Origin of the sequence: Paenibacillus sp. FSL H7-0737, from assembly GCF_000758545.1 — a bacterium.
GTDB lineage: Bacteria > Bacillota > Bacilli > Paenibacillales > Paenibacillaceae > Paenibacillus_AQ.
Window position 1 is genome coordinate 4824345 of record NZ_CP009279.1, and the last position, 21280, is coordinate 4845624.

The following is a 21280-nucleotide window of genomic DNA, read 5'->3' on the forward strand; positions in this document are numbered from 1 at the left end:
ATCGGACCGAGGAGATCTTATTAAGCTGATTTATGCCATTTCACTCAGCTATCGGACTCAGATGCAACTGTTCATTTAAATATACTACGGTTCGGTGCAAAAGTATGACAATAAGAGTTATGATGTCCGAAAACTTGGAAAAAGACCACCAAAAAGTTGAAATAGCTGCAATACAGTCCATAATGATCCCAAACCATCTACTGTATGCAAACCATTGTGTGCTTCCAGCTAATCCAATTTGTTAAAAAAAAAGCCAGTCCCAACAACCTGGAACTGGCCATAATCGTTACTCCAAAACACTCAACAGATTGAGGATCATCTGTGCACTTTCGGCACGTGTGCCGTTTTGCTTCGGAGCAAATTGCGCTACAGCACGTCCCTGCATCAATCCAAGTCTGTACACCTCGCTGATAGCCTCTTGAGCCCATTGTGGTGCAGTGCCAATATCATTAAATGCTGAAACGTTAAGACTAGCTACAGATACGCTGTTATTGGCGTATGCATATGCACGAGCCAGCATCGCTGCCATCTCTTGACGAGAGATCTTGGCATCCGGTTCAAACAGTAAAGCGGTCTGACCGTTAACAATTCCAGCTTGTTTTGCTAACCCTACTGCTTCTGCATACCATTTATCAGCAGGTACATCAGTGAAACCAGCTACTGCTTGACCTTTTAAGCCAAGCGCACGGACTAACATCGCTGTAAACTCGGCACGTGTAACCGCACGGTTTGGATCAAAACGATCCACAGCTACCCCCTGTACAAGCTGTTTTGCCGCAAGCTGCTTCACAGCAAGGTAAGCCCAGTGATCCGGCTTCAGATCATTGAATGTTTTGTCATATTCTAATACAACATATTTACTAAAATGACTGACAGCAGCAGATAGATAACCATTCATCCATGTACTGCTCATATACTCCAGCTTACCGGCATCATCCATAAAATAAATACCCAATAAACTTTGCTCTACAGTCGCACCGACCTTATATGAAATCGTGATCGGCTCTGCAAACTGTCTTAATGAGAAGGACTGGCCATTTTCTATGAGGATGCTGAGCGACCAATCTCGCAGATCACTTTTCGCTCTCAATTGTGCTCCAGCTAGTGTACCTGCACGATCTAACAGATCCACGGCTGTATTACTAGCTAACGTGTTCAACCGTAGTGAAATCGTACTCTTGGCAAGAGCCTCAGCTGAGATTAGCTTACTTAGTTCAGCCAGTACTGTAGCAGGAAGCGTAACGGATAAATCCTGCATAACCACTCTAAGCGGTGCGCGTCCAAGCAGCTCTGCAGCATTGCCTGGTAAAAGCAACTCCGTAACCGCTCCGTCAACAGAAACCACAACTTCACCTTGAGCATTCTTGTTCTCTGACAGTTGAGAGGCTGTTATGGTTACTACACCCGCTTGTGCAGATGCCGACGGAGTCGGTGTAGCAGTCGGCGTTGCTGTCACCGCAGGTCCCGGCACCCAGCCTCCTGGTGTTGGTGTTGGCTCTGGGCTTGGTGTTGGTTCCGGTGTTGGCTCTGGGCTTGGTGTCGGAGTCGTACCTGGCGTGCTCTCAGTCACTGTCAAAATATATTCAGTGCTGAACCCCTTATAAACAGCGCTGACTTTTGTTATACCAGCACTCAATGCGTGAAGCTCCCCATTCTCACTAATCATTGCAATGGAATGATCAGATGTATCATACCTTACGCCCTCGACCAATTCTTGCTTGCTTCCGTCACTATATACCGCCTGAACAACAACGGAGCCTTTATTTCCTTGTTCCAGCGAATCCGGCCCTTTTATCGTTATTTCTGTAAGAATAGGAGCCTCATCATTTGTTACGACGATACTATACTCCGAGGCGAACTCCCTGTAGGTTACTGAGATCACAGTAGAGCCTTCCTGATGAGCCTGGACCAAGCCCTGTTCATTGATTGTAGCAATATGCTCATTCGAGCTGGAATAATGAAGTCCATCCAATATTGGGATTCGTTTACCGGATGCATAGACTGCTTCGGTGACTGTCTGGTCGACCTCTGCTGGTTTAAGTTGTCCTTTGCCCTGAAGCTTAATCGCTTGCAGCGCATCTACAGTTATCTTACTTTCCGCAAAAATATTCGGGTAACCTGCCACTGTGACTCTCACCTTAGCTGTCCCTGGTTTTAGCGCAGTAACCAAGCCATTTCCATCTACGGTAACTACTGATTCTGCCCTTTCAGGAACGATGGACCAAAGTTTTGTCAGATGATTAGCCTCATCCGGCACTACCTTAGCTTGCAATTGCAGACTAGCACCAGGCTCAAGCTCAACAGCTGTTTGATCCAGCGTGATGGATTTTGGAACAAAATTTCCGATCACTAAACGGTCAATTTCTACACCGTCTACCGTTCTTGCCGTAACCGTAATCTCGTTCTTCCCAATTTCAACAGCCGTATAGATTTGCTCATCTTCGTCATATATTTTTTCCTGCCAAAAACGTGGCGTCAGCGCATAGAACTTAGGACCGGAGGAACCGCCGATAACATATCGTGTGCCTTCGCCTTCTGCAACCTGTTTACCATCCTTCATCGGAAAAGTTCGCAAATAGATATGATCATGACCGTTCATCACTAAATCCACATTATGCTTATCAAACACCGGCACCCACTTTGCTTGCACCTGTTCATTCGAATAGATGCTGCCATAGGGCCCTTGATGGAAAAAAATCACCTTCCACTTTTTATCTGTAGCGGATAGATCCTGATCCAGCCACTCTGCCTGTTCAGTGAACGGAGCACCTGAATGCTCTGTATTCATAACCACAAAATGTGTATCCTGAATGTCAAAAGAATAATTCGTACCTTTTACGCTCGCCGCACCGTTTTGCGGGTTATTGAATTGCGCCAGGTAATCCCCATCGCCATTGGTTCCCATCACTTCATGGTTCCCAATAATCGGAACAAGCGTGGTATTCATCAGCTGCTTTTGGGCTGCATCAAACCACCAGTTCCACTGCTCTTGTTCAAAGCCTTTATCCACCATATCTCCAGCGTGGACCAGCATTTCAGCATCCGGCATATAGGCAAAGGCAGCCTCTATCGTATTGCCCCAAAGACCAAATCCCGCTTTAGAATCTGCTTGAGAATCTCCGATAAAAAGGAATTTTGTAGAAGCGCTCTCCCCTCCGCTTGTAACGAAGGTTCCTTGCTCACTTACATTTAACTCCCCATCCCCCACACGATATACATATTCGGTTCCAGGGATAAGCCCTACTGCCTCCGCTTTATGAACTCGCATCGTTCCATCATTGTTGGTATTGTAAATTGAACTGTTGCCGGTAATTTTTGTTACATTCACGGCTTGAAAGCTTGTGAACTCTGCTTTTTTCACAAGTTCTACTACAGTATTCATGGTTAGCGGTTCTGTCTGCCAAGTAAACTGGCGAGAAGTCGCTGCATCCTGGCCCATCGTAACATTAACATTACGCGGGGCAGCAGTACCGTCATATGGAGCAACCTTGAACGTCATTACAGGACTATAGGTATTTCCTTTTACCGCCTGCAATTTAAAAGTTCCTTCTGCTGAAGTGACAAGGCTAGTAGTAAGTGTCCCACTTCCCCCTGAAGTTGCGCCTTGTACCTCCAATCCATCGAACAGCAGTTTCGCACCTTCAACAACACTTCCATTCAGATCTTTTACCGCAAAAGACGCATCAAAGCCCTTCGCAAGATCATAATGGTTCCAAGTGAGCATCAACTGTGTCTTTACAACAGATTCAACAGCCGCTCCAATAAAAGAAATAGGAACCCCGGTACCTTCTGTCGAAGTTACAGATCCGGATGTATTTTCAATTACAAAACGTTTGCTTGTATCCCCAGCGAGCTGCTCCTGAGTATAGGGACCCACATAATCATTTCGAACCGTATATTGAATTTGTCCGATGAGATCCGTATCTCGTAGATTGGAGGAATTGATATTCGTTAGGTTAAGACGCACAGTGCCCAAAGCTGGATCAATGATCGATTCCATTTGCGTTTCTGATAACTTATTCCCCCGAATTACCTGCAAATCTTTAACTGCAGACGGATTAAAAGCAAACGTAATATTTCCTTCCTTCAGCTTGCCCGCTTTCTCAGCCGTTACGTCCAAAGTGTAAGTGTTCCCGGCATAAACGGCTTCTGGTGTTTTGTACACATAGAATGGAGAGCCCAAATTCACTGTGAAATACCATTCTTTTATCGTCTGGTTACCGCTCAAATCGCGAATGGCAACTTTTACTTTATGACGGCCTTCTGTAAGTGGAACCTTTGGTTTATAAGTGATCTGACCTTTTGGAGGATAAAAGCCATGCTCCACTATTTGATCGTCCACATATACTCGTGTTTTGTCCGGATCGATTAAGGTCGTTCCCGGATGCACCACTGGATCATAACCATCATCCTCACCATTGACGGAAAGGGTCGGTGTAGCTGTTTTGACAATCTCGTTCACGCCAGGATAGGCATCTTTAAGCACAGGAGGTGTTCTATCCTCCTCTATCGGACCATAAATGGCACGAATATCATCAACGTAAATTGCACCTGCGCTCTTGTTAAGATTGCTTGTCTCCATATAGCGGACAGGCATATCCATCGTTAACGGGGTGGTTTTTCCCTTAGGAACGGATACTTCGACGTATTTCCACCCCGTCCAGTTCACTCCATTCACCTGATCTGTAAAATCCACAGGCACTGCCGCATTATTGCCATCACGAATCTGTCCCCGCAGCCAGTGCTTTTTGCCATCTCCGTAGATCCACATACTGATTTTCTCAGGATACCCCGGAATCTGAATTCGATTGGCAGTTGAGCTTGCGGCTAAATAAGCACCCGATGTGCCTGTTTTATTAACAAAATCATATTCCAGCTTTAAGGCTTTATCCCCATTACGGACAAAATCCTGATCAGTCACTTCCTGAATCGCCACACTGTTAGCTGCTGCACTGGAGGCAATATATTTATCAATGCCATTCTCAAAATCCTCCAGCATTACAGGCGGTAACCCTACATTTACTTCAAAAGAGGTCTGGGCGTCCCCGTACTTAGCATAAATCTTCCCGTTCTTCCCATTTTCACTCGTCGCTTGAAACAGACCTTTCTCATCTACAGTTCCGATCTCGCCCTCTACCCGCCATTCAAAACTATGGTTGTCGGCTTGAATTACCTGTCCATTACGTAGCGCCTTCACAGTTAATTGCGCAGCAGCACCTGAAGAATAAGTTTTGATCTCATCAGGAAACCTAAGGTCTGTGAGCTTATCCACGACTTCGATTTCCCCACTGCCTTTGACTGCCCCCACCTCTACATTTACCGTTCCTGTGCCGGCAGTGGTTCCTGCGGTGAAGACTCCGTTCGCATCGACAGTACCAAGGTCAGCGTCCACCTGCCAATTCAAAGTACCCGAATAAGGTGCCGGATGGCCGTTCTCGTCCACTCCTGCTGCTTTGAACATAAAGCTGGAGCCTTGCAAGATACGTTCCGCATTCGGCTGCACAACCAGCTTAGAAGCTGTAGATTGCTCTGGGGCTGTGTTGACGACCAGCAAACCGTTGCCGGTTTTACGTTCATAGCCATCAGAGCCCTGATTCATCATTTTGACACCAGATGCACCCGGCATTCTGGCCACAAAAGTAGAAGAGCCGCCACCATCCAGATTCATGGCGTTCACTACGCCCATATCCTTCAGAATGTAGCCAAGCTCATCCGTATCTACACCTTCGCTAAAACCTGGAGATCTTCCATCCACTTCGAATAGAACGAGACTTCCGTCCGCTTTTGTCCCAATGGCTGTACGTGGATGAATTCCTAAAGGCCCTACACCTTGTTGAACTACTCCGTCTTTTACCAGCGGCCCTTCGCCGCCAATAGCTACCTTCACATCATTCCATTCTCCACTAAGCGCAAAGGTCGCAGTAACGTTATCGCCAACCGATAACCCCTGCAGAACAGCACGAGACGTTCCGTTAGCAGACAAAACTACTTTTCCTTTGGTAAGCGGCGTATTGCCTTGATTGTTGCGAATATCAGATACCTTCAGCTTCAAGGTCTGACCGCTCTTCACTTCTCCCTCGACAATATCTAGAACAACCTCGTCACCTTCATTAGTCGACTTTGTAGTTGTATTATAATCTTCCGTATAAAGAACCAGCTCATTCGTATTTCGATAACGGTTGATGCTGGTTAAATTAGTTGTTTTTCCATTAATCGTTACGTTCTTGGTCAGCTTCGGCACCCCATAAATCGAGCTGCCATCTTCTTTTAAACCGAAAGTAAAAGCTGAAATCGAACTGTTCAGGATTACACCATCATCCATAAATAATCCATTCGGAACACCCGTGGCAAAACCGGAGATTTCATAAAAATCACCGTTAATCCCTGCGATCACCCGGTTTCCAGGCGAATCCGCATAAGCGGCCATTTCTGTAACACCCTTCATACCGTATACCTTTCCATCCTTCGTACCTGCCTGCAGTTCTAAATGGCCTTGCCCTGGGTTGAACTCCACTGCATGAATCTTTTGTAAACCACGTTCATTCTGAAGATCCATCCAGGTGTACATCGCCCCAGGTGCGAGCTCTGTTTGACGTACATCAATAACGGTTCCGTAGTTTGTTGCTGGTAAATCAGAAATGGAAGCGTGAACAAATACTCCCGGCTGCAACAACGAAATCAACAAAATAAAAATAACTGCCACATTAATTTGCCTTAGATACCTTCTCACTGTGTTGACATCCTCCCCACTTGGCTGTCCTAATAACGATCTGAGCTTGGACAACATCATAGGGTTATAATAACTAGGAAGCGTAAAGGTTAGATAAAATTTACCAAGGCATACTGTTAACTTCTTCTAATCCCCTCCTCAAATTCATGTTTTAACCTGTTGATGAATCTTCTGACCGTTTTCGATCCTTGTTTAGAAGCTGAAACAATGGACCCCGGAGTATTACGATCTGGTGATCGTAGCTCGATCGTCTTCATGATCTTCTGAGAACCCTCAAATGTTTTTAGAAAAGAATAATCCATCCCAATCGTGATCGCGAGTCCTGACGCAACTGCATTATCAATGGCACGGGTGTTATTGCTTGTAAAAAGAATATTCATCGGCCCAACTTTTAGTAAATAACGCTCCACAAAGTCCTGTATGTAATGATCATCGTATAAAACCAACGTCTGGCCTACTAACTGTTCGGGCGTAATTATTGTATTTAGAGCTAGTGGTGATTGAGGATGTACGCCTACAACAATCTTACCTTCCATTAATTCCTCGAATACGACTCCTTTATGTTTCTCTGATAAGCCCTCTGGCGAGACCATCAGTCCGATATCCATTTCATCCTGAAGCACATTATCCAGAATTTCTTTAGGTCCCTTTTCAAAAATCTCTATTTTCACATTTGGAAAATCCGCTTTAAAACCGGATATGACCTTCACGATTAGATGCATGGGTCCCGGAATCGTAGCAATCTTCAAATGACCACTAAGCGCATCGCTATAGATCTGTGCTTCAGCTTTTAATTCATTTACTTTCATCAAGACTTCATTTGCTTTGCTGATAATAGCTTGTCCCTCTGCTGTGGGAACTGCTCGTTGGCCTCGCGAACGAATGAACAAAGTAACTCCAAGCTCCGCTTCAAGCAGTGTTATGGACTGGCTTATGGCAGACAGGGTGATATGACGATTCTGAGCAGCTTTGGTTAGTGAACCAATCTTTGCGACTTCTACGATATTCTCGCATTGCTCTAAATTCATTTGAATCACTCCCTAAGTTAATATTTACTTAACACCTATTAAATTTACTTAAATTTTAATTAATTTAGACAAGTGCTACAATTTAAATAAGTTAGTAAATAACCTTTTCACCTTATGAGCCTATATTTCTAGTATAACTATATTTCTCGAGGAGGAGTCCCAAATGACAGACAAAAGAGTAGCCGTAATTACAGGTGGAGCCAGTGGAATCGGGAAACAAACCGCAATTAAATTTGCTAGTAAAGGTGATCAAGTGGTCGTTGCCGATTTCAATCAACAATTAGGTGAAGAAACGGTCGCACAGATTATCAAGGATGGTGGCGAAGCTATTTTCGTCAAAACGGATGTTTCAAAATACGAAGAGGTAGAAGCACTGGTTGAGAAAACCGTTGCCACATATGGCAGAATTGACGTTATGTTCAACAATGCCGGGATCGGCCGCGTCACTCCTGTACTAGACCAAGACCTTAAGGATTATCATAGTGTTATTAATGTCAATCAGCATGGTGTTGCCCACGGTATTATCGCAGCGGGTAAAAAAATGCGTGAGCTCGGCATCAAAGGGGTCATCATCAATACAGCTTCTGTATTTGGATTCCTAGCTTCCCCAGGTACATTCGCATATCACGCTTCCAAAGGTGCGGTCATTATGATGACTAAATCCGCAGCACTTGAAATGTCCGTTCATGGCATCCGCGTGCTTGCCGTTGCTCCAGGCGCTGTAGATACGCCAATTATCCAAGGATATAAAGATCAAGGAATGGTCGACCAGATGAAGAGCAAAGTAATGGGTAACAAATTAACATTGCCTGAACAAGTTGCAGACACTGTATACTTACTCTCCTTGCCAGAAGCTAGTGCAATTAACGGTAGTGTTGTAATGGCTGATGAAGGTTATGCTTCATTTAAATAAAAAATTTAAATCAAAAAATCCAAGGCTTCCCGAGCGGGATGTCCTTGGATTTTTTTGTATTACTCCCATGATCTCTGTTCATTGATTTCCAGCTTACGTTTAAATGCCTGCTCTAGATCAATATCCAGTTTATTGGCCAGATCAAAAATATTCCACACCACGTCGTACATCTCAAATCCCAAGTTTTCTTTCTTCTCTGCACCGGGGTCGAAGGATACGGATAGCACCTCTTTGGACAATTCCCCTACTTCAGTCATTAAGTACAGCATTCTCTGCTCAATGGAGCTCGTGTCAAAACCTTTGGTTTCACTGAACTTCTTCACATACTGTTGAAACTCAGATGTATTCATTTCGTTACGCCTCGCTTTTAGGGTATAAAGTTATGTAGTTTATAAAAACGATGTCATGCGATTAGCCTAGCTTTTTCCTTTATTATCATCCATTTGTTCGAAGAAAACAAACTCTCCCGTCATTACAAAAAAAACGATTCTTCAGATCATTGAAGAATCGCTAAGAAAATTTATTTACTAGTTGCTGTTTCAGCCACTATCTACGCCTATGTCGGACATTTCACTGCGCGTTAATCCGCAAGTGCACGGCCAATTTCATCGTCGAACGTGCCGCACCAGTAATGGCGAGACTCTTCATCATTATTCATTTATTATTCGCCGAGCTGCTCCTTGAGCTGCGCAATTTCTGTTTCCATGAAATCCACACGTTTATTCAACTCCGCGATATAGTTTCTTCGAGCCTCTTGGTCCGCTGCGCTTGTTCGGTCGGCCGCAGTAGTTTCCACCAGTTGGATGGCTTCTTTGAGAACTTGAACGCTTGATTCTGCTCCTGCTAATCTTTCCCGGAGTTTAGCCGCTGCAATACTTGCTTTTAGCGCTGCCTTCTCAGTCTCCTTACTCTCCAATATTATCGTTTTTTCTTCAACCGTCAACACTGCTCCGGTCGCTTCGGACATCGTGCGCACAGGTACGTAGGCCGAGTTATTTACTACAATCGCATCTGCAATCTTCTTTCCGTCTTGTTTTATCGTATACATTCCGGAAACTTTAGCGCCAATTAAAGACGAGCTCGCTGCGAATCCTATTGAACCACCAAGTAACAACGCCGCTGCTACAATCCCTACTATTATCTTCTTCATATCTACGAACCTCCTGAGCTTATTATTCTTCCAATTATAACCAATTAATTCGTAACATGAAAGATATACTAAGAGACTCTGCCACAGCCAACTCAACTACTGACCATATGTAATCTAGCTATAAGAAGCCATCTGAGTAAGCTTGATCCTATTGTTCTAAGTTGTGTTTTTCGATTTCACGAACAACTTTATTTCGAAATGATTGATGTTAGTTGTAAACAATGTTACTCTATCAACGGTAAACTCAAAATCTTATGCTCCTCAATACCTCTATTAGTAGTCACTAATTTAGTTATAAAGAAAGGTAACACTATGATAAAAGTTGATAACTTATCCTTCGCATTCCCGCAAAAAGAGCTATATAAAAACATTTCATTTACGCTTGAAGAGGCACAACATTGCGCTTTTATAGGAACAAGTGGCAGTGGTAAAAGTACACTGATCGATATACTGATGGATCCAGAAAAATATTTGTTCGAAGGCAAGTTAGAAATTGACCCAACCTGCAAAATTGGATATGTAAGTCAGTTCTCACAAGTAGACAGAACTAAAGAAACAACCGTTTTTGAATATATAGGAGAAGAATTTATTAAGATACAAAATGAAATAACAGCTATTCTCACTGAAATGGAAACATCATCAGATATTGATTCATTACTCGAAAAGTATCAATTAGCTCTAGATGCCTTTGATTCAATGGATGGAAATGATTTTGAAAGCAATATTAATAAGAAACTAAATTTAGCCAACCTCTTGAAGCTAAAAGATGCTAGGGTATCCGATCTAAGTGGTGGGGAATTCAAGCTTATTCAAGTGATGAAGGAAATGCTGACTAGTCCAGACTTAATGATTATGGATGAGCCCGATGTATTTTTAGATTTTGAAAACCTAAATGCACTTAAAAATCTTATTAATGCTCACAAAGGAATATTGCTAGTTGTTACGCATAACCGTTATCTATTGAATCATTGTTTCAACAAAATTATACACCTTGAAAACATGGAGATCCAAGAGTTCGATGGGCGATATATTGAGTATAACTTCTCATTACTTCAGACGAAAATTGAGTTACAAGAAATCGCAGTCGCTGAACAAGAAGAAATTGAGAGATACGATAACATTATTGATAATCTTAGAGCGATCGCAACCTATAATTCAGAAGCATCTAGAGGGAGAGCGTTAAAAGCTAGGGTTAAGTTTCAAGAAAGATTGGAAGCGCGAAAAATTAAAGCGCCATTCGTTGATATTAAGCAACCGAAAATCAGTTTTGGTGTGGACAATGAAATTGAAGAAGACATCACTGTTTTAAATGTGAATAATTATAGTGTTTCCTTTGATGAGTTGATTTTAGAAAATGTTAACTTTGAGATGAAACCTACAGATAAAGTAGCCCTTATCGGTCCAAACGGTACCGGGAAAACGACTTTACTCCGAGATATCTTTAAAAATAATCATGATTCAATTGAAATAAATGCTGATATTAAAGTGGCTTATCTTTCTCAGCTTCAAGACGAAGTGCTAAAGGATTCTAATACCATACTAGAAGACTTCATCGATGCTGGGTTTGCAACTTATGACGAGATTAGAGCACATCTTTCAAACTATGGCTTTGAAGGAGAAATTCTTAATCAAAAGATAGAATCTTTATCTGGTGGCGAAAAAAATATACTGCAATTGGCAAAAGTTTCTGCTAGCAAAGCAAACTTGTTGCTTCTTGATGAACCGACAAGTCATTTAGACACCTATACACAAATCGCACTGGAGAAAGCCATTGAAGATTATAAAGGTGCGATTCTCATGATTTCTCATGATTTCTATTCTGTAGTAAATGGTATGGATTATGTTTTAATCATTGACGAGAAGACGATTAGAAAAATGAGTATGCGAAAATTCAGAAAGATGATTTATGCCAGTCATTTTGATAAAGATTATTTAGAAAATGAACAAAATAAAAAAGCAGTTGAAATGAAAATAGAATTAGCTTTAAAAGACAATAATTTTGAACTTGCAAAAGGTATGGTTGACGAGCTAGAAGAGCTGATTAAGCTGCTTTAAACTACAACCCTCTGGCGGGAAAATGTCTATTAAAAAGACACTGATGGATAAGATCTCAGTGTCTTTTTACTGCATTGATTTGTTGATAGCTCTTGAAGCGGACAGTGGTTCACTTATCATTAAAAATCTTTCCCAACACATTTTTGGTCATAGAAATTTGTTGGGGATCTCTATTTATAATACAACGCAAATAATAAACGCCATTCCATATCAACGGGCATTTTCAGAATCGCATTCATTTAATCAGTATTTTTTTTAGCTCAAAAATAGTTGCCTCTGATAACAAGATAAGCCTATCGTTATTAACAACAAAAAAACTTAAAGGTATTCCAAGGTTTGTAGAAGGGTCACTTATATTTATTACTTTTACTACATCATTTATATTTAAGTCTGGGATATCTATTTTATATAATCTATAAAAAGAGTCAGAGTTATAACATGTCGCTGTAATCTCATATAATGGGTTTTTTAGTTCATATTGATAAACACTATAGTTTTTAAGTCCTTTTGATGAAAAAAAGTCTTTTTTGATGATAATTTCATCTCCAATAAATTTTTGCCCTGTTGGATATTCAGAAGCATCATTATATGAATTTGCAAATCCTAAAAGCTTCTCAACTTTCCAAGTTTCATAGAAATATTTTTCAGTTTCACTATCCAAATTTATACTTTCTTGAGCACAATAAACGGATGTGTTTTTTGGAATAATAGACTCATCCGTTTCAGATTTAGGCTCACTAGAAGTATTTGGCTTTGATGTCACTTCAACATTTGCACAAGCCGATGCTAGCATCAACATTATCATAATACAAACCAATAATATTTTTTTCATATTTCACACTCCCACTATTTTTCCAAGTTCATATGTCTCCTTTTAGATAAAATATTTGTTTTATCAGATGCTAAATTGTTCCATTAGATAATCTCTATAATCAACTCTATTGAAGAAAGTTAACTGTTCATCTGCTTCTAATTCATTTTGCACAAGATGTTTTATAAGATATTCCCTGTGAAGTACAGTACAACATAAAATTATCAATCTGAAATTAAAAATCAGTCATAAACAAACACTCCTCCATTGGATTTACCAACCCAATAAAGGAGTGAAATTTATACATATACAAATAAGAAATTGATTGGCTTTAAATTACCCAAAAAGAAGTTTATAGGCAAAATCGTTTCAGCCTAAGCACCTACCAGCAACCCACAATCCCTTACCACGCACTGCCCCTAACCCTTTCAACTAACCTTATGCTCAATCCGCAGCTTGTCAGCTACCATGGCAATAAATTCCGAGTTAGTAGGCTTAGATTTGGAGATATTAATCGTGTAGCCGAATAAATGGCTGATGGAGTCGATGTTGCCACGGGTCCAAGCCACTTCAATCGCATGGCGAATGGCACGTTCAACGCGTGAAGGCGTGGTCTTGAATTTCTCTGCTATGGCTGGATAGAGTGTTTTTGTAATCGCACCAAGGATCTCGATATTGTTATATACCATGGTGATCGCTTCGCGCAGGTACTGATAGCCCTTAATATGTGCTGGAACACCGATCTCGTGGATGATCGAGGTAATGTTAGCATCAAGATTCTTGCCCTTCGTAAGCGGCACTACATTCGATCTGGACGTCGACGAATAGTTGTACATGTTAGAGGATGAGCTCATGCTGCCTTGGACCCCTACAAGCTGACGTACACGATTTGCCAGGACCTCCATATCGAACGGTTTCAAAATATAATAGGATGCACCAAGCTGTACAGCTCTTTGAGTGATGTTCTCCTGACCAAAAGCGGTCAGCATGATGATCTTCGGTTGAGGATTCAGATCCATATCACGCAGACGTTCCAAGACACCCAGACCGTCTAAATGTGGCATGATGATATCAAGAATAAGGACATCGGGAACTTTGCGTGCTTCGCTTAGCATTTGAAGCACTTCTTCACCATTGTAGGCGATACCCGTTACCGTCATATCTTCTTGTTCAGAAATGTATTCGGAAAGCAAATTCGTAAACTCCCTGTTATCATCGGCCAACAACACTTCAATATTCTGCACTGGCTGCTTCCTCCTTAATTATATCTGCTATTCGAAAATAACATTTTTTTCTTGTCTCTTAACATTTTCGACATGGAGATTGAATTCCCTTCTGTCGAAAATTATTTTTCTTTATTTTTTTTCTGGCATGGATTATAATTAAATATTTTATTTCAAAGTTCGATGATCTTCGTACTCCTTCGACAAAAAAATCTTAAGGCTAAACCGCCTTAAGATTTAATGGATACCTATTCTCCTGTAGGGTTACACCAGAATCCTTAAGCATCCATTCGATGAAGCAACCATAACCGGACTTAGGATCATTTACAAACACATGAGTTACAGCGCCGATGAGCCGTCCATTTTGAACGATTGGACTTCCACTCATCCCTTGAACGATACCACCTGTCTTATCGATTAGTCGCGGATCTGTGATACGAATGACCATACCCTTCGTCGCCGGCGTCTGCTGATGTGCCACATGAATGATCTCAACCTTAAATCGTTCTACCTGCTGCCCATCTACAACGGTAAGAATTTCAGCTGGACCTTCCTTGACTTGATTGCTCATTGCTACAGGAATAGGTTCTTTATAAAGACTATGCTCGGGATTACGACTCATTTTACCGAAGATGCCAAAATCTGTGTTACTCTCCACATTACCAAGCACTTGGCTTTCTTTTAAGAAATGGGCTCGTTTCTCACCCGGATCGCCATCCTGGCTTTTAGAAATCGAAGTTACACTGGACTGAACAATATGACCGCTGCCAACAACAATTGGTGTTCCTGTATTCATGTCCGTAATCACATGTCCTAAAGCTCCATAAACCCCCTGTTTCGGGGCATAAAAAGTTAACGTGCCGACACCCGCTGCAGAATCTCGAATGTACAGGCCTAACCTCCAGACTTTGTCATTAATATCATACGCGGGTTTTAGCTTGGCTGTATGCTCTTTCCCAGCGCGTTTAAAGACAATCGTCAGAGAATTATTCGCTTTTCCAGCACGATCCACAAGCTTGGCCACCTTAGATAACTCGTCCAACTTCTCTCCATCAATGGAGATCATCAAATCACCTGGCACCAAACCGCTGACCTCACCTGGGGAAAGCTTGGATTTCTCGGATACTTCAATCAGATGATGTCCAACAACCAGAACACCTGCTGATTTCACCTTTACTCCGATCGTTTGACCTCCCGGGATCACCTTCAGTTCCGGTTTCATTCCATGCGCATTCACCTTGGCAGGTTCACTGTTCAGTGGTGCGGCAAAACTTTGGTGGGTTCCCGTTATGCCCGATAAACTAAGAAAGAAGGCAAATAAAAGGCCTGGCATTAACTTCCTGAGGTTAGGCTTCAATGGCTGTCACGCTCCCTTTTGCTTCTTTCGCTTGACGAAAAAGGTGGTCGCCAATTGCGTACCTATAAGATAACCTTGCCCCCAGGCTTTTATTACTGTCAATCATTGTTCCGCTTAGCTTGTTGCAGCCTTACTTGCCTCGGCCAAATTAAGCATTTCCTGCGAATGGTGCAATGTTTTTTCGGTAATTTCCACCCCACCCAGCATTCGGGCCAGCTCCATTACACGTCCATCATTCGAGAGTGATTCCACTTCCGTCATGGTTCTTCCGTCCTCAACCTTTTTGCGGATTAAGTACTGATGATCAGCCATACAAGCCACCTGCGGTAAGTGCGTAATGGAGAACACCTGACAAGTGGAGGACAGCTTATACAGTTTATCTGCAATGGATTGAGCAGCCCGACCACTCACACCGGTATCTACCTCATCAAAAATCAGAACTGGAATCGCATCATGACGCGCAAAAATACTCTTCATTGCCAACATAATTCGCGACAACTCACCACCCGAGGCAATTTTGCCAAGAGGTCTTAACGGCTCGCCAGGGTTAGGGGAAATCATAAATTCCGCACTGTCGATCCCTTGTCTTGTAAGACGAATACGCCGACCCTTATAATCAACTCCACGTGGGTCCTCCAACGTGTCTAATTTAACCTGTAGCGAGGTTCTTTCCATCTGAAGATCTTTAAGCTCACTCTCCACTTGCGTGGCTAAATCAGACGCACACAGCTTCCGTGCTTCACTTAATTCAGTAGCTGCATCCATCAGTACAGAAAGCAGTGCATCGCGTTTGGTCGTAAGCTTCTCCAGATATTCATCTTTATTCTCAAGCAGATCGGTTTCCCGATGGATTTGTTCATAATAAGCCAAAATCTGTTCTACACTATCTCCGTATTTACGGCGGAGTCCGGTAATTAAATCGAGACGATTCTCGATTTCTTCGAGTCGCTGTGGATTGAATTCGATCTCTTCTCGGTAATCACGAAGCTGAAATGCAGCATCCTCTAGTTGATAATAAGAAGATTGCAGCTGCTCAAGCACGGATTTAAGACCCTTTTCATCATAACGAACCGCATCCTCGAGTCTGGAAATGACATTACCTATGGATTCTAAGCCTTGTCTATCGTAGAGAAGCTCATATGCACCGGATACGGAATCCATCATTTTCTCACTGTGGGATAGTTTGACCCGTTCTTCGGCAAGTAATTCATCTTCTCCCGGTTTTAATGCTGCAGATGAAATTTCTTCTAACTGAAAACGGTACAAATCAAGCATTTGATAAGCCTTTTGGCTGGATTCCTGCAGCTCTCGGAGCTCTTTCTCCACTTTTGCAAAGGCTGAATACTTTTCCTGATATACCGCTTTTAGCGGCCCGATAATGGGTTCTCCGTATGTATCTAACAGTCCCAAATGTCGTTCTGCCTTCAATAAGTTTTGGTGTTCATGCTGTCCATGAATATTAACCAGCTGCTCACCAATTTCACGTAGCATAGTAAGATTGACCATCTGTCCGTTTACACGTGATGTACTTTTACCCTGAGAGGTGAGTTCACGGCGTATTATAAGATGCTCCTCACGCTGAGCCTCAATGCCAAGACGCTCTAAAGTATCCCAGACGGGATGACCGCTTGGGAGGCTGAAGAGCGCTTCCATCTCTGCTTTTTCACAACCGTAACGAATAGAATCCGCGGAGCCGCGCCCTCCGGCAATCAGTCCAAGCGCATCAATAATAATGGATTTACCTGCCCCAGTCTCCCCTGTGAGCACATGGAAGCCAGGATAAAAATGCACATCTACCGCCTCAACGACGGCTAGATTGCGGATAGACAAGGTTTCTAACACTAATAGAGCACCTCCGAGAAGATGATAAGAATATAATGAAATTTATACCTTCTTATAATTTAAGAAATGTAACCCATGATTTGTGAAATTACAGTCTTACTGTCCTCAGGCTGGCGGCAAATAATTAGAATGGTATCATCACCAGAGATGGTCCCCATAATTTGTGGCCAGTCAATATTATCAATCAAAGCAGCGACTGAGTTAGCCGTCCCCGGTAAGCATTTCATCACCACAAGATTAGCCGATGAATCGATCTGCACAAAATTATCCACCAAAACGCGCTTCAGCTTCTGTATTGGATTGTACCGTTGGTCAGTTGGAAGCGAATATTTGTATCTTCCATCATCCATAGGCACCTTGATGAGCAATAGCTCTTTAATATCTCGAGATACTGTAGCTTGAGTAACCTGAAAACCAGATTCACGCAAGGCTTCTACCAGCTCGTCCTGTGTCTCGATATCCTTTTGCGTAATAATCTCACGTATCTTAATATGTCGTTGACCCTTCATTGTTGCCTCCTAAAAGTTTTGTAAGCGACACTTCCAGATTAGCAGCGACAAAACTACATCGGAAGCATGGACTTAGTTTTGTAAGCGATGCTCCCCGAATTGCTTCGACAAAACTACTTCGGAAGCATACACCTAGTTAAATATGGACTCAGTTTGATTCTCCGTCATCTCTGCCAAGCTTAATCACTTGAATAGATCCTGCTGCAGTATTAACATACAAAACTCCGCTACATTCCGGATAAATCAGCAAGTACGGAAGCAAGGTATCTCGTAAGCCACTGCCTGTGAAATCCAAAGGTTTGCGTGGTCTAGAAAGGATAACCAAATATATTGATCCTTCCTCTTTAGTCGCCACATAATCTATAAATAACCGGCTATACATCTGCGCCCCGTTTACGTTGAAGGACAACGGGATTTTGAGCTTCCCTCCAACGACCTCGTACCCTTCATCCTCTAGTATGTCTATAGATGGGTGAGGAATAATCACTTTATTAAACGGGATCTGATCCTTCATGAAAGAACGCGGAGAACTTTGCAGCCATATATATATCCGATAAATTATAAAAATCGATAATGCTACTCCAATAAACGCCATGACGACCTTGTCAGAGCTACCCGCCACTATCAATCACCTCGGTGATTTATTCGCGTGAAGCCATGCCAATTCCTTCTTCTAAGCTGCCTTTTTAGAAGCTTTCCGAATAATTGTTATTTTCAATATGGAAAAAGAAACTCACCGGCGCGATGAGTTTCCATGAGTCGAATTTACATTAAAAGTACCCGTAGCCTGCTTAATCACTTCATCCGCTAGGGATGGAAAATCCTCCACTGGAATGACTGATGATACAGCATCTGAAGGCTGTAATGTACCTTCTTCAGCTTCCGCCAATTCAGGCGTTAGTCTCCAGTGAGCAAGAAACTCAATATTGCCCTCCCCACCTGTAATCGGTGAAAAGGTTAATCCCTGCAGCTGGTAACCCAGCTCTGCCGCCATGGTCAGTACATTAATTAATACCTCTTTATGAACAGCAGAATCACGAATTACACCTGATTTACCAACCTTCTCCCGTCCTGCCTCAAACTGTGGCTTGATCAGCGCAGCAATATCCGCCGGGCGCTTAAGCAAAGCTTTGAGCGGTGGAAGAATTATTTTTAAGGAGATAAATGAAACATCAATACTCGCAAAATCTGGAATCGGACCCACCAAATCTGGAGGCGTCATATATCGGAAATTCGTTCGTTCCATCACACTAACGCGTTCATCATTACGCAGCGACCAATCCAGCTGATTATAGCCAACATCAATCGCGTACACATGGCTTACCCCATTCTGAAGTGCACAATCCGTAAAGCCTCCAGTAGAAGCACCGATGTCCAGCATGGTCCGTCCCGTAAGATCAATATTAAATTGGCGTAGAGCCTTCTCCAGCTTTAGGCCCCCACGACTGACATATGGATGCACAGAGCCTTTAACCTTAAGGGTAGCCTCCCGTGACACCTTCATACCAGCCTTTTCAATGCGTTCTTCATCCGCGAGCACCAGTCCTGCCATAATGGCTGCTTTAGCCTTCTCACGGCTTTCATAAAAACCTTGCTCAACAAGTAGTACATCTATCCGTTCTTTACGGTGTTCCATGGTCATCTCCCGATCGTTCAAAGGGTTGCTAATTTCCGGCTTCCATTTAGGAAGACGAAGTTGTTTTGTAGTTATAAGCACTCAAAGCCATCATGGACTTGATACGTGCACATAGCGCTTCTACAGTAAGACCTGTTTCCTGGCGCTGTTCTTTAATAGAGCCGTGCTCCACAAAGATGTCAGGTACACCCATCAGATGTACACGAGCATCATAAATGTCATTCTCTGCGTAGAATTCTAATACCGAGCTGCCGAGGCTTCCCGCTTGGCAAGCCTCTTCAATAACAACCATGTTGGTTCCAGCGTGAGCCAAATCAAGCAGCATGGAGTTGTCGAGTGGCTTCAGGAACCGCGCATTCACGACGCCTACCTGAATCCCTTCCCGCTTCAGTAAATCAGCGGCTTCTTCAGCCACTTGAACCATAGGTCCACAGGCTACAACAGCATAACCTTCGCCTGTACGCAGTCGTTCCCATGATCCGATTGGAATAGTACGCAGCTCAGGATCCATTGCTACACCTGTACCGTTAATACGCGGATAGCGATAAGCAATCGGACCGTCATTATATTCAAGCGCCGTCTTCATCATATGACGCAGCTCATTTTCGTCTTTTGGCATCATCATCACCATATTCGGAATATGGCGCATAAAAGCAACATCGTACACACCCTGATGAGTCTCACCATCCGCACCTACAAACCCCGCGCGGTCAATGGCGAACATAACATTCGCGTTATGCCGGCAAATATCATGGACGATCTGATCATAGGCACGCTGCATGAAGGTAGAATACACCGCATATACCGGCTTCATCCCTTCCATAGCCAAAGCTGCACAAAGCGTAGCCGCATGTTGCTCGGCAATCCCGACATCAATCATACGATCGGGAAATTCCTTAGCAAAAGGAAATAAACCCGAGCCTCCTGGCATCGCAGGTGTAACAGCAATCAGACGGGAATCTTCCCGACCCAGTTCGATCAGCGTCTCGCCAAATACTTCCGTGTACATTGGAGGACCCACAGCTTTAAGCGCCTGACCCGACTCAATTTTGTATGGTGAAATGGCATGTGATTTATAGAAATCGGTCTCAGCCGGTTTGTAGCCCTTACCTTTAGTTGTTAGTACATGTACCAACACAGGTCCAGCCACGTTATCTGCTTGGTGGAAGGTATCAATCATCTTCTCCAGATCATGTCCGTCTACAGGACCGAGATACGTAAACCCGAGCTCTTCAAACAATACTCCAGGTACCATCATATATTTGAGACTATTCTTTAACTGTTCAGCAGTCTTCGCTAATCGTCCTCCGATGGCAGGAATCTTCTTAAGCAGCCCTTCGACCTCGTCTTTGGCACGCAAATAGTGGCGATCTGAACGTATTTTACTTAGATAATTATGCATCGCCCCTACATTAGGAGCAATTGACATTTCATTATCGTTCAAAATAACCATCAGCTTACGCTTCTCATGGCCAATATGGTTAAGTGCTTCAAACGCCATTCCACCAGTAAGAGCACCGTCACCAATCACAGCAATAACCTTATTGTCTTCACCCTTGAGATCGCGAGCCATCGCCATCCCCATTGCTGCAGATAATGAGGTACTGCTATGTCCAGCTTCCCACACATCATGCTCACTTTCGGAGCGCTTAACGAAGCCGCACAAGCCCTGATATTTACGCAGGGTATCGAAGCGATCTTGACGACCAGTCAGAATCTTGTGGACGTAAGCTTGGTGCCCTACGTCGTAAATCATTTTGTCACGAGGGCTGTTATAACAATAATGCAAAGCCAAAGTGAGCTCCACGACTCCCAGATTGGATCCGAGGTGCCCCCCAGTTTCTGTAAGCTTCTCAATCAGAAATCGACGAATTTCCTCCGCTAAGGTAGTTAATTCATCGACTGACAATGATTTTAGTTGCTTAGGATCATTTATTTGTGGAAGCAGCACGTATAGTTCCCCGCTTTCCTAGATGTTGTAAATTATATAAAACCCATTATAACACAAACGAAACGGCTGTCGAAA

The 21280-nt window shown here is 43.0% G+C and carries 14 protein-coding genes; 2 read left to right on the plus strand and 12 right to left on the minus strand.

The genetic code is table 11. From position 1 onward, the window contains the following. Positions 1-286 precede the first annotated feature (286 nt). Positions 287-6730 (minus strand): phosphodiester glycosidase family protein, encoded by a 6444-nt coding sequence (locus H70737_RS21210; protein WP_042190419.1) that lies wholly within the window; start codon positions 6728-6730, stop codon positions 287-289. Between the two features lie 116 nt (positions 6731-6846). Next, positions 6847-7758: a LysR family transcriptional regulator gene (locus H70737_RS21215; RefSeq protein WP_042190421.1), complete on the minus strand. Its 912-nt coding sequence runs from the start codon at positions 7756-7758 to the stop codon at positions 6847-6849. 163 nt (positions 7759-7921) lie between these two features. Here H70737_RS21215 and H70737_RS21220 point away from each other — a divergent pair, with 163 nt between their 5' ends. Beyond that, entirely contained in the window at positions 7922-8671 is a 750-nt protein-coding gene (locus tag H70737_RS21220) for an SDR family NAD(P)-dependent oxidoreductase (RefSeq protein WP_042190424.1), read from the plus strand. A 59-nt stretch (positions 8672-8730) separates the two neighbouring features. On the opposite strand, the gene H70737_RS21225 is transcribed toward H70737_RS21220, so the two are convergent. Together H70737_RS21225 and H70737_RS21230 are read right to left on the minus strand one after the other, a co-directional pair. Continuing rightward, a complete protein-coding gene (locus H70737_RS21225; protein WP_042190426.1) occupies positions 8731-9021 on the minus strand; it encodes a MazG nucleotide pyrophosphohydrolase domain-containing protein in 291 nt (96 codons plus the stop codon). 311 nt (positions 9022-9332) lie between these two features. Then, positions 9333-9821, minus strand: coding sequence for a hypothetical protein (locus tag H70737_RS21230; RefSeq protein ID WP_042190428.1), 489 nt, complete (start codon positions 9819-9821; stop codon positions 9333-9335). A 312-nt stretch (positions 9822-10133) separates the two neighbouring features. Here H70737_RS21230 and H70737_RS21235 point away from each other — a divergent pair, with 312 nt between their 5' ends. Beyond that, positions 10134-11876: an ABC-F family ATP-binding cassette domain-containing protein gene (locus H70737_RS21235; protein ID WP_042190431.1), complete on the plus strand. Its 1743-nt coding sequence runs from the start codon at positions 10134-10136 to the stop codon at positions 11874-11876. A gap of 235 nt (positions 11877-12111) precedes the next feature. On the opposite strand, the gene H70737_RS21240 is transcribed toward H70737_RS21235, so the two are convergent. The 8 genes from H70737_RS21240 to dxs form a co-directional block, all read right to left on the minus strand. After that, positions 12112-12708: a hypothetical protein gene (locus tag H70737_RS21240; RefSeq protein WP_042190433.1), complete on the minus strand. Its 597-nt coding sequence runs from the start codon at positions 12706-12708 to the stop codon at positions 12112-12114. Between the two features lie 407 nt (positions 12709-13115). Continuing rightward, a complete protein-coding gene (spo0A, locus tag H70737_RS21245) occupies positions 13116-13931 on the minus strand; it encodes a sporulation transcription factor Spo0A (protein WP_042129795.1) in 816 nt (271 codons plus the stop codon). Positions 13932-14130: 199 nt separating this feature from the next. After that, the gene (spoIVB, locus tag H70737_RS21250) at positions 14131-15243 is read right to left on the minus strand and encodes a SpoIVB peptidase (protein ID WP_081951177.1); all 1113 of its coding nucleotides are present in this window, start codon (positions 15241-15243) and stop codon (positions 14131-14133) included. Positions 15244-15381: 138 nt separating this feature from the next. Further along, positions 15382-17109: a DNA repair protein RecN gene (gene recN / locus H70737_RS21255; protein ID WP_042190438.1), complete on the minus strand. Its 1728-nt coding sequence runs from the start codon at positions 17107-17109 to the stop codon at positions 15382-15384. A 59-nt stretch (positions 17110-17168) separates the two neighbouring features. Next, positions 17169-17618 carry a transcriptional regulator AhrC/ArgR gene (gene ahrC / locus H70737_RS21260; protein ID WP_042190440.1) on the minus strand — a complete coding sequence of 150 codons (450 nt, stop codon included), beginning with the start codon at positions 17616-17618 and terminating at the stop codon, positions 17169-17171. Positions 17619-17766: 148 nt separating this feature from the next. After that, a complete protein-coding gene (locus H70737_RS21265) occupies positions 17767-18240 on the minus strand; it encodes a hypothetical protein (protein WP_231573324.1) in 474 nt (157 codons plus the stop codon). A gap of 111 nt (positions 18241-18351) precedes the next feature. Further along, positions 18352-19254, minus strand: a complete 903-nt coding sequence (locus tag H70737_RS21270) for a TlyA family RNA methyltransferase (protein WP_042190442.1) — start codon at positions 19252-19254, stop codon at positions 18352-18354. 46 nt (positions 19255-19300) lie between these two features. Beyond that, a complete protein-coding gene (gene dxs / locus H70737_RS21275) occupies positions 19301-21205 on the minus strand; it encodes a 1-deoxy-D-xylulose-5-phosphate synthase (protein WP_042190445.1) in 1905 nt (634 codons plus the stop codon). Between the last annotated feature and the right edge of the window lie 75 nt (positions 21206-21280).